Raw genomic sequence first — 14,182 nt, 5'->3', positions numbered from 1 at the left:
AACAATAAGAGTTGAAAAACAGACGACAACCCAAATATTTCTTATGTTTAACTCTAGACGTATTCACGCCGTTTATTGTGGGCAAAGACGCGTCTCGTTACAACCTTAACCCAAATGACTGATTTCGGGAGAACGGCCATGAGTTTATTTGATAGAAAGCATCTTGTTACTCAAGCAGATGCCCTACCTGGACGCAACACCCCGATGCCAGTGGCAACGCTGCATGCGGTTAACCAACATTCGATGACCAACGTGCCCGACGGTATGGAGATAGCCTTTTTCGCCATGGGATGTTTCTGGGGCGTTGAACGTTTATTCTGGTCATTACCCGGGGTATACAGCACAGCGGCCGGATATACCGGCGGCTACACCCCTAACCCAACCTATCGGGAAGTGTGTTCCGGCGATACCGGACACGCCGAAGCGGTACGCGTCGTCTATGATCCGCATGTTATCAGCTACGAGCAACTGCTGCAGGTGTTCTGGGAAAATCACGACCCGGCGCAGGGCATGCGTCAGGGGAACGACCAGGGGACGCAGTATCGCTCCGCCATTTACCCGTTAACACCGGAGCAAACCGTCGCGGCACGGGCAAGCCTTGAGCGTTTTCAGGCAGCAATGACCGCCGCTGGCGACGAGCGCACCATTACAACGGAAATCACTACCGCAACCCCGTTTTACTATGCCGAGGACGATCACCAGCAGTATCTGCATAAAAATCCTTATGGGTACTGTGGCATTGGTGGGATTGGCGTTTGTCTGCCGCCAAACGGATGATTGCAAGAAGGCGGCCCCGCAGGAGCGAGGCTCAGGGATGAGCCGGGTAAAAAAGCCTGCGCACCAGTAACGTGAAGTATGACAAATATATCTACAAAACTCAAAAACACCCATTAAGCACAATAGATTATATATTGACACCCCGCATAAATCATTAAAGTTACATAACGAATATTTATAAAAATATAAAACACATTAATCATCATCCAAATAAATATAATACATCGAAGTTATATTTTTTTATTTTGATTAGCCATTAAAAAAGTTTTACAATATTAATTGTAGGGACAGGAACACCATTAGTTCACAATAAGTCAGGTTAAGGAATTGGCCGTTATTACATTGAGCAGAGACTCTATAACACCTGCGCTTGTAATTTTCGCTTTTTTTTTGATTTTTATAAAATTAAGGAATAGATACAATGAATATGCAAAGGAAGGCGATATCACTTTGTATTGCCCTGGTGTTAAACGGAAATGCGTTCGCCGCGAAACTGAATTCCAGCAAGCCCCTCGATAACTGCCCTGTCGATACCAGCACGCTGACAAAAGAAGAACTGGCAAAATTACCGCCGGAATGTCAGAAAGCCGCTGAAAATTCTGATGATACCGTCTGGGCATGGCTTCTCAGCGGTGTGGCTGGCGCAGGAGCGATAGCGGGTATTGCCATCCATAATCACGACGATGATAACCACAACGATCGCGGAAACGGTGGCAATAATACCGATAACGGTGGTGATAATACCGACAACAGCGGCGATACTCCACCCGACAACAGCGGCGATACCCCACCCGACGACGGTGGCGATACCCCGCCCGACGATAATGATGAACCTCTGGATAATATTGGTTACGGCGAACAGCCAAGCGAAGAAACCGGTAAAACAACCGGCGATAACGACAGCACCATCAACGCCCGTGACAACATCGGCTACGACGAAGGCGGCACAGGTCTTGACGTCAACGGCAATAATAATGAGATCACCTCCCGCGATAATAAAGCCGAGGACGGCGGTATCGGCCTTGACGTTGACGGCGACGCTAACGATATCACCGCCAGCACCAGCACGGGCAGCGGGGATGGATCAAAAGGTGAGGACATCCGCGGCCACAACAACACCATCAACAACGGCGAAAGCAAAGGCACCGACGGCGGTACGGGGACTTACGTAAACGGTGATGGCAATACGATCAATAATGGCACCAACACCGCTGACGGCAATGGTGCGATCGGCACTGACGTCGCGGGCAACAACAATATTATCAACAATGGTGACAGCAGTGCCAACAAGGGTGCTACAGGTACCGATGTCAGCGGTGGCAACAACATCATCAACCAGAACGGTAAACTGGTAGTCGACAGTTTCTCTACTGGCATTAAAGTCACCGGCGATGCTAACCAACTGAACCTGACTTCTAACGAAATGACTGTCACCGGCGAACAGGCTAACGGCGTGATAGTTTCTGGTGCAGCCAATGTCGTCAATATGATCGGCACCATGAACGTGAATACTTCCGCTACGGGGATTAATATTTCCGGTACTTCCGCTGATGTAAAACTGTCGGGCACCGTCAATGTCGTGGCCAATGCTGAAGATTCCATCAGCCAGTCATTACGTTTTGATAAGGGGACCGGTTATCGCGGTGTCGTGGTCTCATCGGAAAATACTTCCGCACAAAATGCAACCAACGTGCTGGTGGAGGGTTCTATTAACATCAAAGATAATCGTACCGATCCGATGGCGTATCCGAATTCACCGACCGATGTGGTTCCTTATGGCCGTGATATGACAGGTTTGGATGTGTCGGGTGCCTACAATAATGTGACCGTGACCGGTGTTATTTCCCTGGAGGCAACGCCATACAACAGCAAACTGGTGAACGACTCAACAATCAAAGGAAATGATAACGACTATGACGATCATCTGATCGGGCTGAACGTTTCTGGTACAAACAATAATGTTGTGGTTGAAGGTGGTATTAACCTTAACAGTACAACTGAAACGTCTGACGGGGTCACCCCGCCAGATATGGTCGGTATTGCGGTAGCGGGTGCCGGAAACCAGGTCACAATCAGCGGCGCATCCAGCTTAATCAGTAAAAGTGCAAGTGGTAGTTTCATGCAGTTTTCCAGCGTCGCTGACGGCAGCTCGTTGGTATTAGAAACTGATTCTACACTGACTATCGCACCTCAAGGCAACGGCAACAAGAACCAGGAGGTCGGTGGGAGGATTATTCAGGTTAAAGATGCTAACAGTAAATTTGTTAACAAAGGCGAGATCAATTCGACCTCGTCTGGCGGGCTGCCTCACCTGATTGTTGAGAGTCAATCTGGTGCCACAAGCGAGAACAGTGGCGCGATGACGTTGAACATATTACCGATGAATTTCCCCTGGGGTTATAGTGGTGTTGTTTTAGCTGCCACTGATATTGGTTCTCACGTTAGTAATACCGGTGAAATTACAGTCATCAACAATAAGAAGGCCAACGATTTTAAATATATGACAGATGTTGCTTATAACCCGATGTCTGCACCTCGCAGTGGTGGATGGCATTTCGCTGCCGGGATCTCGGTAATATCAGGTGCGACAGGGTCTAACAGTGGAACAATAACAGCGACTGGAGGAAATACTTGGGCCTTAGGTGCGAATAACAAGGGCACAATAATTAACGAAACTGGTGGACAGATCGTTCATAACGCTAACTCTGAGACGCAAGACTTAACGATTCAGTGTACCGTTGAAAAACCTTGTCTTGCGGCTATGGGTGGTGGTGTGGTTACTGCACATGAAGCAACCGCGACAAACAAAGGCACCATTACCATCAACGATTCCGGGGTGGGGATGTATGCCGATAGTGGCACCGTTATCAATAAAGGCACCATCAACCTTGAGAATACAACCACACCTGTGTCGGGTACGCCATTAATTGGCATGGCTGCGACATATGGTGGTACCGTCATTAACGACACCACCGGCGTGATTAATATCAATGCCGGAAATGGTCAGGCGTTCTACACCAATGGTACCGGCGGCACCATCTATAACAGCGGCACCGTTAACCTGAATGCAAGCGGCGCCAGTATGGGCTCTACCCCAACCGCTTCCGCACCAGATGCCGTTCAGCATGTAAGCGGCTATGTACTCGGCACCCACGCCGACGGCTCTGCCGGTACGCTTAACGCGGGTAATAACGCCCTGGCGCTGGGTTCTGTCAGCGTGGATACCGGCTTTACCACCGGTACTGCCGCCACCACGAAGACCTTCGATAATGTCTTTACCGGGACAGATGTGGAAGGCGTGGAAAACATCACTTCTGAAAGCGTGGTGTGGAGCGCGCAGGGTCAGAAAGACGCGAACGGCAACGTGGACGTCACCATGACCAAAAACGCCTACACCGACGTGGTGACCGACAGCAGCGTCAGCGGTGTTGCCGGTGCGCTGGATGCCGCGTACACCAGTAACGAGCTGTTCAGCAGCCTGAACCTGAAGACCGCTGCGGAACTGAACAGCGCGATGAAGCAGATTTCCGGCAGCAAAGCCAGCACCGTGTTCCGTGATGCCCGCGTGCTGAGCAACCGCTTTAATATGCTGGCGGATGCGGCCCCGGTTAACGGCAACGGCCTGGCGTTTAATGTGGTGGCGAAGGGCGACCCGCGTGCTGAGCTGAGCAACGAGACGAAGTACGACATGATGGCGCTGCGCCAGAGCCTGAGCTTTGGCGACAGCCAGACGCTGGCGATGGAGTACGGCATCGCGCGTCTGGACGGCAACGGCGCCGCGACGGCGGGAGACAACGGGGTGACCGGCGGCTACAGCCAGTTTTTCGGGCTGAAGCACAGCATGCCGCTGGGTGAAGACGGTCTGAGCTGGAACAACGCGCTGCGTTATGACGTGCATAACCTCGACAGCAACCGCTCAGTGGAGTACGGCGACGTCAGCAAAACGGCGAAGGCGGACAGCCGGCAGCAGTACCTGGAGTTCCGTACCGAGGGGGCGAAAACCTTCAGCGTGCAGGAGGGCCTGACGGTGACGCCGTTTGCGGGACTGAAAATGCGTCACACCACGGAAGAGGGCTATCGTGAAAAAGGCGCCGGTGATTTCAACCTGAGCATGAGCAGCAGCAGCGAAACGGCGGTGGATTCGGTGGTGGGTCTGAAACTGAACTACGACGGGAAAGAAGGCTGGGCGGCGACGGCATCGCTGGAAGGCGGGCCGAATCTGAGCTACGCGAAGGGCAGCCGCACGGCGTCCCTGCAGGGAGCAGCGGGTCAGCGCTTCGGGGTTGAAGACGGTCAGAAAGGCGGCAGCGTGAACGGCATGGCGCAGGTGGGGGTGAGCTACAGGTCAGACAACACACAGATGGGGGTGGATGCGTACAGCTGGAAGGAAGACGGCCTCAGCGACAAGGGCTTTATGCTGAACGTTAAACACCATTTCTGATAGTTGTCCCTGTCAGCAGTCTGAGATGAAACCCTGTATTTCAGGGTTTCATCTCGTGTTACGTTAAGGCCGCAATTATGATGAAATCCCGCCCAGTCATTACGGAAAATTAACCCTCTGGCGGCTTTACAGTACCTTACGCTATACTAGCCTCTGAAATTACCGGCTCACTTCCACGAGCCGGTTTTCAATGTGTATTTCACACGGATTTATCAATTTATCCCTTCCGAGGATCTGGCCTTAACGGTCGGATAAGATATGTTAAACAGTATTTTAGTCATTCTCTGCCTGATCGCCGTGAGTGCGTTTTTCTCGATATCCGAGATCTCGCTTGCTGCATCACGCAAAATAAAACTTAAACTGCTTGCCGATGAAGGCAACGTAAACGCACAACGTGTTTTGAAGATGCAGGAAAACCCCGGCATGTTTTTTACCGTCGTGCAAATTGGCCTTAACGCGGTCGCTATTCTCGGTGGTATTGTCGGTGATGCGGCATTCTCCCCGGCGTTTTACAGCCTTTTCTCGAAGTACTTCACTCCAGAGCTGTCCGAACAGTTAAGCTTTATTCTGTCGTTCTCGCTGGTTACTGGCCTGTTCATCCTGTTCGCGGATTTAACTCCGAAACGCATCGGTATGATTGCGCCAGAAGCTGTGGCTTTGCGTATCATCAACCCGATGCGCTTCTGCCTGCTCGTCTTCCGCCCGCTGGTGTGGTTCTTTAACGGTCTGGCAAATAACATCTTCCGTCTGTTTAAGATCCCGATGGTGCGTAAAGACGACATCACCTCGGACGATATTTACGCCGTGGTCGAAGCGGGTGCGTTGGCAGGGGTTCTGCGTAAGCAAGAACATGAGCTGATTGAAAATGTGTTCGAACTGGAATCCCGTACCGTACCGTCTTCCATGACCTCGCGCGAGAATATTATCTGGTTCGATCTCCACGAAGATGAGCAAAGCCTGAAGAACAAGGTGGCGGAACACCCACACTCCAAATTCCTGGTGTGTAACGAAGATATCGACCACATCATTGGCTATGTCGATTCAAAGGATCTCCTCAACCGCGTACTGGCGAACCAAAGCATGGCGCTGAACAGTGGCGTACAGATCCGCAATACGCTGATTGTGCCGGATACGCTAACGCTCTCTGAAGCGCTGGAAAGCTTCAAAACCGCAGGCGAAGACTTTGCCGTCATCATGAACGAGTACGCGCTGGTGGTGGGGATTATCACGCTCAACGACGTTATGACTACGCTGATGGGCGATTTAGTCGGTCAAGGTCTGGAAGAGCAGATCGTGGCGCGCGATGAAAACTCATGGTTAGTCGATGGCGGTACGCCGATTGATGACGTTATGCGCGTCCTGGATATCGATGAGTTCCCGCAGTCCGGCAACTATGAAACCATCGGCGGCTTTATGATGTTCATGCTGCGTAAAATCCCGAAACGCACCGACTCGGTGAAGTATTCAGGCTACAAATTTGAAGTGGTGGATATCGATAACTACAAGATCGATCAGCTGCTGGTGACGCGTCTGGACAGTAAACCTACCGTACTGGTACCGAAACTGCCGGATGCAAAAGAAGAGGCAAAGGCGTCTTAACGTCCTGCAGAAACATCAACGGCTCCCATCCAGGAGCCGTTTTTTTAACTACCGCATAGCACTTTGATCAAGCCATCTCAGTTTGCAGACGCAAGACCTGACGGTTAACTTCGGACATCACGGAAAAATGCAGTTTGTCCTTCACTTTTGGGATAAGAATCTTACCCTTATCAAATTCAAAAGCGCCTACATCCTTGATATATAACCGTCCACGAAACAGGATCTTCACGTACTTCGCCACCTGCAGCGGGTTGTATCGTTGGAAAATTTTCATTGTTGTCTCCTGCTGAGCATTACGCCTTTGCGGTACCACAATCGGTCCGACAATCCTCAGGCGCAAATTTTAATGCCCTATGACTATAGACTATCTCGCTCATGTTTCCAGCGTGTATAAGTTTATTTACCTTCAGGTTACAAATATTCAGAATTATCTTTTCAACGCTTCGCTGTCTTCAGTATAAGCCTTCATTTTTCGCAGGATTTGTGCGCCCGTCCGCAAACTGGCATCGCGCTTGCGGGAAAAAGCATCAATCGCACATATGATTAAATTCCAGACCCAGTGGTCGGATCACCTGCAAAATAAAGAAAGAAGGAAAACCTATGACCTTACAAAAACTGCTGGCGCTGTCGTGCCTGCTGCTGCCGATGATTGCCTGTGCGCATTCGTTTGAGACTAACCAGCGCGTACCGCCGGTGGGGATCGCCGATCGCGGCGAACTGATTCTCGATAACGATAAGTTTAGCTACAAAAGCTGGAATAGCGCGCAGCTGCCAGGGAAAGTGCGAATTGTGCAACACATTGCCGGACGCACCTCCGCCAAAGAGAAAAATGCTACGCTGATCGAGGCAATCAAGGCGGCCAACCTGCCGCACGACAAATACCAGACCACCACGATCGTCAACACCGATGACGCTATTCCTGGCTCCGGTATGTTTGTGCGCAGCAGTCTGGAGAGCAATAAGAAGCTCTACCCGTGGTCACAATTTATTGTCGACAGTAATGGCATTGCGCGTAAAGCCTGGCAACTGGATGAAGAGAGCTCCGCTATCGCCGTACTTGACAAGGACGGACGCGTTCAGTGGGCAAAAGATGGTGCGTTGACGCAGGAAGAGGTGCAGCAGGTTATTGCCCTGCTGCACAAATTACTCAGTAAATAGCGACGCGGAAGCCGGGGTTGAGGAATGATTCACGTGGGGTGTAATCCAGAGATTTCCCCTGCCAGTCGTGAACGTGCGCCCCGGCTGCGGCAGCAACGGCGTGGCCAGCGGCAGTGTCCCATACGTTAGTTGGCCCAAAACGTGGGTACAGCTGTGCCTGCCCTTCCGCCACCAGGCAGAACTTCAGCGATGAGCCAATCGACGTGGTCTGGTGCTCCCCCAACTGTTGCAGATACTCTTTTAACTCATTGTCAGCATGCGAACGGCTAATCACCACCAACGGCGGACGCGCGTCACGAACATGGATTTGTTTGCGCACGCCGCACTCTTCTTTCCACGCTTTACCTTCTGCCGCGCTGTACATCACTTTCATCACCGGCGCGTAAACCACGCCCAGTACCGGCTTTCCTTGCTCGATAAGCGCAATATTGACGGTGAATTCACCGTTACGCTTAATGAACTCTTTGGTACCGTCCAGCGGGTCTACCAGCCAGTAGCGCTGCCAGTGCTGGCGAACATCCCAGCCAGGAGGCGCTTCTTCAGACAGGACCGGAATATCCGGCGTCAGCGCCAGTAATCCTTCGAGGATCACCGTATGCGCGGCGATATCCGCCGCCGTGACCGGAGAATCGTCCTGCTTGCTGGTAATCTCCATCGGTTTGATTCCATCGTAGACCTGCATAATGGCATCGCCCGCATTCCGTGCAAGCTGGCATACATGTTCTAACATTCTCCACCTCGTTTCTGTCGTGGTGTTAACTCGTTGTTTTACTTATACCCGATCGCCAAAGGATCCGCCAACTGTGATAGCGTCTGCGGTTTTAAACGCTATATTCATGTCATGATTCACAGTTCTGTAAGCAAGAAGATTTATATACATTTTCTTTTGTGGCTTAGATCTTAAAAGGATGCCCCTGATGATTAAGTTTAGTGCAACGTTTCTGGCCACGCTGATTGCAGCCAGCGTCAATGCCGCGACCGTCGATCTGCGCATAATGGAAACCACTGATTTACATAGCAATATGATGGATTTCGATTATTACAAAGATACGCCGACTGAAAAATTTGGCCTGGTTCGTACGGCAAGCCTGATCAACGCAGCACGTGGTGAAGTCAAAAACAGCGTGCTGGTTGATAACGGTGATCTGATTCAGGGCAGCCCGCTCGGGGATTATATGGCGGCCAAGGGGCTGAAAGCGGGCGAAACGCATCCGGTATATAAGGCACTGAATACGCTGGATTACGCCGTGGGTAACCTTGGCAACCATGAATTTAACTACGGTCTTGAGTATCTGCACAACGCGCTAGCCGGGGCGAAGTTCCCTTACGTTAACGCCAATATCATCGACGTTAAGACCAAAAAGCCACTGTTTACTCCTTATCTGATCAAAGAGACTGAGGTTGTCGATCAGGAAGGAAACAAGCAGACGCTGAAAATTGGCTATATCGGTTTTGTGCCGCCGCAGATCATGACCTGGGATAAAGCCAACCTCAACGGCAAAGTGACCGTGAATGACATTACGGAAACCGCACGTAAATACGTGCCGGAAATGCGAGCCAAAGGTGCCGATGTCGTGGTGGTGGTTGCTCACTCCGGGCTTTCTGCCGACCCATACCAGGCGATGGCGGAAAACTCCGTTTACTACCTCAGTGAAGTTCCGGGCGTGGATGCCATTATGTTTGGTCACGCTCACGCCGTTTTCCCGGGGAAAGACTTTGCCAACATCAAAGGCGCAGATATCACAACAGGCACGCTCAATGGCGTTCCTGCGGTGATGCCGGGCATGTGGGGCGATCACCTGGGTGTGGTGGATTTAGTGCTGAATAACGACAGCGGTAAATGGCAGGTTACGCAGGGGAAAGCGCAGGCGCGCCCGATTTATGACGCCGCGGCCAAAAAATCACTGGCTGGCGAAGACCAAAAAATCGTTGAGATCCTAAAAGCCGATCACGATGCCACGCGTGAATTTGTCAGCAAGCCAATCGGTAAATCTGCCGACAACATGTACAGCTATCTGGCGCTGGTTCAGGACGACCCGACCGTGCAGGTGGTGAATAACGCGCAGAAAGCCTATGTGGAACATTTTATCCAGGGCGATCCGGACCTGGCGAAACTACCGGTACTTTCCGCCGCTGCGCCGTTTAAAGTCGGTGGACGCAAGAACGATCCGGCCAGCTTTGTCGAAGTCGAAAAAGGTCAGCTTACCTTCCGTAACGCCGCTGATTTGTATCTCTATCCCAATACCCTGGTCGTGGTGAAAGCCAGCGGAAAAGAGGTGAAAGAGTGGCTGGAATGTTCTGCCGGGCAGTTTAATCAGATTGATATCCACAGCAGCAAACCACAGTCGTTAATTAACTGGGATGGCTTCCGTACCTATAACTTCGACGTGATTGACGGCGTGAATTATCAGATTGATGTTTCACAACCCGCTCGCTATGACGGTGAATGCCAGACGATTAACCCGCAAGCGGAGCGTATTAAAAATCTGACCTTTAACGGTAAACCGATCGATCCGAACGCAACCTTCCTCGTCGCGACCAACAACTACCGCGCCTACGGCGGTAAGTTTGCCGGGACCGGCGACAGCCACATCGCGTTTGCATCACCAGATGAAAACCGCTCGGTGCTGGCAGCATGGATAGGTTCCCAGACAAAGAGCGCAGGCGAAATTCATCCAGCGGCAGATAACAACTGGCGTCTGGCGCCGATTCACAGCGAGACACAACTGGATATTCGCTTTGAAACATCACCGTCTGATAAAGCCGCTGCGTTTATCAAAGAGAAAGGCCAGTATCCACTGAAGAAAGTCGCTACCGATGACATCGGCTTCGCCATTTATCAGTTGGATTTGAGTAAGTAAGACCACGCCGGATGGCGCTGCGCCATCCGGCAAGCCCGACCGGGTCGTTTACGCTGATGCCGGGACGTCTTCGTTCTTAACGGTATGATTTGCCAAAACCTGCGGCAAATTCACCTCTATCCAGTCCGCCAGCGCTGCGACTTTTTCGCTCACCTGCTCACCCAACGGTGTCAGGCTATACTCCACATGCGGCGGTACCACCGGATATGACACCCGATTGATAAACCCGTCCTGTTCTAACGCCTGCAGGGATTGCGCCAGCATTTTTTCACTGACGCCGCCCATCTTACGGCGCAAATCGCTGAAACGGTGCGTACCGTCGCGCAGCGCCACCAGAATCAATACACCCCAGCGGCTGGTGACGTGTTTTAACACCTCGCGGGAGGGACACTGCTCGGCAAACAAGTTGCCATCACGTAATTGCTGGGAGAGCGTCAAAGCTGTCATTTTCATACTAACCTTTTTGTACGTACTTACTAAAAGTAAGTTTAGGTGTTAATGTGATTAAACACAAGACCAATACCAAAGGAGTTATCCTATGATCGCGATTACTGGTGCCACTGGCCAACTGGGCCAACACGTTATTGAAACGCTACTGAAAACCGTTCCTGCCAGCCAGATTGTGGCTATTGTGCGTAATCCTGCTAAAGCGACGGCGCTTAGCCAGCAGGGCATTACCGTTCGTCAGGCGGATTACAGTGATGAAGCTGCCTTTACCACGGCCTTACAGGGGATAGACAAGTTACTGCTAATCTCCTCCAGCGAAGTGGGACAACGTGCCCCGCAGCATCGCAACGTGATTAACGCGGCGAAAGCGGCCCACGTGAAATTTATCGCCTACACCAGCCTGCTGCACGCCGATCGCTCCCCGCTGGGGCTGGCTGATGAGCATGTCGCAACCGAGAAGATGCTGGCTGAATCCGGTATCGCGTACGCGCTGCTGCGTAACGGTTGGTACACCGAAAACTATCTCGCCAGCGCACCAGCCGCGCTGGAACACGGCGTGTTTATTGGGGCGGCGGGAGAAGGCAAAATCGCCTCGGCGACCCGTGCCGACTATGCCGCTGCCGCCGCGCGCGTCATCAGTGAAGACGGTCATGCCGGTAAAATCTATGAACTGGCGGGCGACGCAGGCTGGACCCTGAGCCAGCTGGCGGCCGAACTGGCAAAACAGAGCGGTAAAAAAGTGGTGTATCAAAACCTGAGCGAAGCTGATTTTGCCGCCGCGCTGAAAAGTGTAGGTCTGCCTGCCGGACTGGCGGACATGCTGGCTGACTCAGACGTTGGTGCCTCTAAAGGTGGCCTCTTCGACGACAGCCATACGCTGAGCAAACTGATTGGTCGCCCAACCACGTCGCTGGCAGACAGCGTCAAAAGCATCGTGTAAGTGTTAAAAATTAGTTAATTGTGGTGGCATCCCCGCGCATCCTCTCTGATAATGACATGATGATGCGTGGGGAGAGAAGACGTGCAAGGTGTACCTGAGCAGTTTATTGATGAGAAAGACAGCGCCCGCTTTCGCCATCTGGCACAGGTGCCGGGCGTTGAGCTGTATCATGCGCACATCTCGCGTTACGCCTTTGAACCCCATACCCATGAAGCGTTTGGTATTGGCGCGATAGAAGCCGGAGCCGAACGTTTTCGCTATCGCGGCACGCAGTACGTGGCCCCCGCCCATTCTGTCGTCACCATGAATCCCGATGAGCTACATACCGGCGAAGCGGAAACCGCCGACGGCTGGCGCTATCGGATGATCTATCTTGAGCCCGATCTTCTGGAAGAAGTCACCGGGATCCGCCACTGGTGGTTTCATGACGTAACGCGTCACGATCCGCTACGCTCGCGCCAGATCTGCTCGCTGATCCATGGCCTGTGGAACACTGAGGATCCGCTGGCGCAAAAAGGGCTATTACTCGATCTGATCGACACGTTCCAGCCGCTGGCCCGCCATGCGCCGGTATTACCGGAGGGAGTGCATCGCTTTGAGCGGATACGCGAGTATTTGCACGATAATTATATGCACCCGGTCACGCTCGACGAACTGGCGCGGGTTGCAGCGCTGAGCCCCTGGCATTTTCAGCGCCAGTTTAAATCTCATTTCCACGTCACGCCGCACCAGATGCTGATGGCGATCCGCCTGTGGCGAGCCAAAGGTTTTCTCACTCACGGAATGCCCGCCGCGGAGGTCGCTGCCGCAACCGGCCTCACCGACCAGTCGCATCTCACCCGCGCGTTTACCCATCGCTACGGTATTACACCGGTACGTTATCAGAAACAAGTCGTCCGGCGTTGAACAGCAATCTCATACAATACGGCTGCATTTTTCCTGCCTACACTCGACTTATTGTTAAGCGATGTGGATGTCAAAAATGATTAGCGGCGTGTTGTATGCCCTGCTGGCTGGGCTGATGTGGGGATTAATTTTTGTTGGGCCGCTGATCGTACCGGAATACCCGGCGGTATTGCAGTCGATGGGGCGCTATCTGGCGCTGGGGCTAATAGCGTTGCCGATTGCCTGGCTGGGGCGTGTGCGCTTGCGTCAGTTGACGCGCAAAGACTGGGTCACTGCGCTGGCGCTAACGATGATGGGTAATCTGATTTATTACGTTTGCCTGGCAAGCGCCATCCAGCGCACTGGCGCGCCGGTTTCAACGATGATTATTGGTACATTGCCGGTTGTGATCCCGGTCTTCGCTAACCTGCTCTACAGCCAGCGCGACGGCAAATTATCATGGTGGCGTCTGTCGCCTGCGCTGGTGCTGATTGGTATCGGTCTGCTGTGCGTGAATATCTCGGAGCTGAATCAAGGCTTACCCGACTTTAGCGGCTGGCGTTATGGTTCTGGAATCGCGCTGGCGCTGATCTCGGTAGTGTGTTGGGCGTGGTATGCGCTGCGTAATGCCCGCTGGCTGCGCGAGAATCCAGATAAGCACCCGATGATGTGGGCGACGGCCCAGGCACTGGTAACGTTGCCTGTTTCTCTGCTCGGTTATATTGCAGCCTGCCTGTGGCTGAACGGACAAACGCCGGACTTTGCCCTGCCCTTCGGCCCACGTCCGGGCGTGTTTATCGGCCTGATGATAGCGATTGCGGTATTGTGTTCGTGGGTTGGCGCACTGTGCTGGAACGTCGCCAGCCAAAAATTGCCGACGGTGATCCTCGGCCCGCTGATTGTCTTCGAAACGCTGGCTGGCCTGGTGTACACCTTTATCCTGCGCCAGGAATTCCCGCCGCTGCTGACGGTAAGCGGCATTGCGCTGCTGATTGTTGGGGTGGTGATAGCCGTCAGAGCCAAACCACAGAAACCAAGCGTCGTCGTGGTTCCACAATCATAATGGCCCGAACG

10 protein-coding genes and 1 pseudogene are annotated in these 14,182 nt (G+C 52.5%); 8 read left to right on the top strand and 3 right to left on the bottom strand.

Annotated elements, in window-relative coordinates; genetic code table 11:
* The first annotated feature begins 138 nt into the window (after window positions 1–138).
* The 3 genes and pseudogenes from msrA to WC7_RS23135 all read left to right on the top strand — a co-directional run bounded on the left by msrA (window position 139) and on the right by WC7_RS23135 (window position 6,817).
* Complete coding sequence (gene msrA, locus WC7_RS23125; protein WP_016151448.1) at window positions 139–777, top strand: peptide-methionine (S)-S-oxide reductase MsrA; 639 nt, start codon at window positions 139–141, stop codon at window positions 775–777.
* Between the two features lie 2,803 nt (window positions 778–3,580).
* A pseudogene (locus WC7_RS27265) lies at window positions 3,581–5,218 on the top strand (autotransporter outer membrane beta-barrel domain-containing protein); the annotation flags it as partial.
* 258 nt (window positions 5,219–5,476) lie between these two features.
* Window positions 5,477–6,817 carry a polyamine export protein PaeA gene (locus WC7_RS23135; protein WP_003830418.1) on the top strand — a complete coding sequence of 447 codons (1,341 nt, stop codon included), beginning with the start codon at window positions 5,477–5,479 and terminating at the stop codon, window positions 6,815–6,817.
* A 67-nt stretch (window positions 6,818–6,884) separates the two neighbouring features.
* Here WC7_RS23135 and WC7_RS23140 read toward each other — a convergent pair whose 3' ends face one another.
* Entirely contained in the window at window positions 6,885–7,091 is a 207-nt protein-coding gene (locus tag WC7_RS23140) for a DUF1107 domain-containing protein (protein WP_003025710.1), read from the bottom strand.
* 326 nt (window positions 7,092–7,417) lie between these two features.
* Between WC7_RS23140 and WC7_RS23145 the strand changes: the two genes are divergently transcribed.
* Entirely contained in the window at window positions 7,418–7,975 is a 558-nt protein-coding gene (locus WC7_RS23145; RefSeq protein ID WP_016151446.1) for a YtfJ family protein, read from the top strand.
* Here WC7_RS23145 and cysQ read toward each other — a convergent pair.
* Window positions 7,965–8,705, bottom strand: coding sequence for a 3'(2'),5'-bisphosphate nucleotidase CysQ (cysQ, locus tag WC7_RS23150; protein ID WP_016151445.1), 741 nt, complete (start codon window positions 8,703–8,705; stop codon window positions 7,965–7,967). The genes WC7_RS23145 and cysQ overlap by 11 nt on opposite strands.
* Window positions 8,706–8,892: 187 nt before the next feature.
* On the opposite strand from cysQ, the gene cpdB reads away from it, so the two are divergent.
* On the top strand, window positions 8,893–10,836 hold the full coding sequence (gene cpdB / locus WC7_RS23155) for a 2',3'-cyclic-nucleotide 2'-phosphodiesterase (protein ID WP_016151444.1): 1,944 nt from the start codon (window positions 8,893–8,895) through the stop codon (window positions 10,834–10,836).
* A 48-nt stretch (window positions 10,837–10,884) separates the two neighbouring features.
* Here cpdB and WC7_RS23160 read toward each other — a convergent pair whose 3' ends face one another.
* Entirely contained in the window at window positions 10,885–11,289 is a 405-nt protein-coding gene (locus WC7_RS23160) for a winged helix-turn-helix transcriptional regulator (protein ID WP_016151443.1), read from the bottom strand.
* An 85-nt stretch (window positions 11,290–11,374) separates the two neighbouring features.
* Here WC7_RS23160 and WC7_RS23165 point away from each other — a divergent pair, with 85 nt between their 5' ends.
* From WC7_RS23165 to WC7_RS23175, 3 genes are all read left to right on the top strand, one after another.
* Entirely contained in the window at window positions 11,375–12,223 is an 849-nt protein-coding gene (locus WC7_RS23165) for an SDR family oxidoreductase (RefSeq protein WP_016151442.1), read from the top strand.
* A gap of 81 nt (window positions 12,224–12,304) precedes the next feature.
* The gene (locus tag WC7_RS23170) at window positions 12,305–13,129 is read left to right on the top strand and encodes an AraC family transcriptional regulator (RefSeq protein ID WP_016151441.1); all 825 of its coding nucleotides are present in this window, start codon (window positions 12,305–12,307) and stop codon (window positions 13,127–13,129) included.
* Between the two features lie 76 nt (window positions 13,130–13,205).
* On the top strand, window positions 13,206–14,171 hold the full coding sequence (locus tag WC7_RS23175; protein ID WP_016151440.1) for a DMT family transporter: 966 nt from the start codon (window positions 13,206–13,208) through the stop codon (window positions 14,169–14,171).
* Window positions 14,172–14,182: the final 11 nt, after the last annotated feature.

The organism is Citrobacter sp. KTE151, assembly GCF_000398845.1.
GTDB lineage: Bacteria > Pseudomonadota > Gammaproteobacteria > Enterobacterales > Enterobacteriaceae > Citrobacter > Citrobacter braakii.
This window is presented reverse-complemented; position numbering and strand designations above follow the sequence as displayed.

What these genes read in the sequence shown, in the direction of transcription:
- msrA (WP_016151448.1), top strand. Translation starts at nt 139, where the DNA reads ATGAGTTTATTTGATAGAAAGCATCTTGTTACTCAAGCAGATGCCCTA.
- WC7_RS23135 (WP_003830418.1), top strand. Translation starts at nt 5,477, where the DNA reads ATGTTAAACAGTATTTTAGTCATTCTCTGCCTGATCGCCGTGAGTGCG.
- WC7_RS23140 (WP_003025710.1), bottom strand. Translation starts at nt 7,091, where the DNA reads ATGAAAATTTTCCAACGATACAACCCGCTGCAGGTGGCGAAGTACGTG.
- WC7_RS23145 (WP_016151446.1), top strand. Translation starts at nt 7,418, where the DNA reads ATGACCTTACAAAAACTGCTGGCGCTGTCGTGCCTGCTGCTGCCGATG.
- cysQ (WP_016151445.1), bottom strand. Translation starts at nt 8,705, where the DNA reads ATGTTAGAACATGTATGCCAGCTTGCACGGAATGCGGGCGATGCCATT.
- cpdB (WP_016151444.1), top strand. Translation starts at nt 8,893, where the DNA reads ATGATTAAGTTTAGTGCAACGTTTCTGGCCACGCTGATTGCAGCCAGC.
- WC7_RS23160 (WP_016151443.1), bottom strand. Translation starts at nt 11,289, where the DNA reads ATGAAAATGACAGCTTTGACGCTCTCCCAGCAATTACGTGATGGCAAC.
- WC7_RS23165 (WP_016151442.1), top strand. Translation starts at nt 11,375, where the DNA reads ATGATCGCGATTACTGGTGCCACTGGCCAACTGGGCCAACACGTTATT.
- WC7_RS23175 (WP_016151440.1), top strand. Translation starts at nt 13,206, where the DNA reads ATGATTAGCGGCGTGTTGTATGCCCTGCTGGCTGGGCTGATGTGGGGA.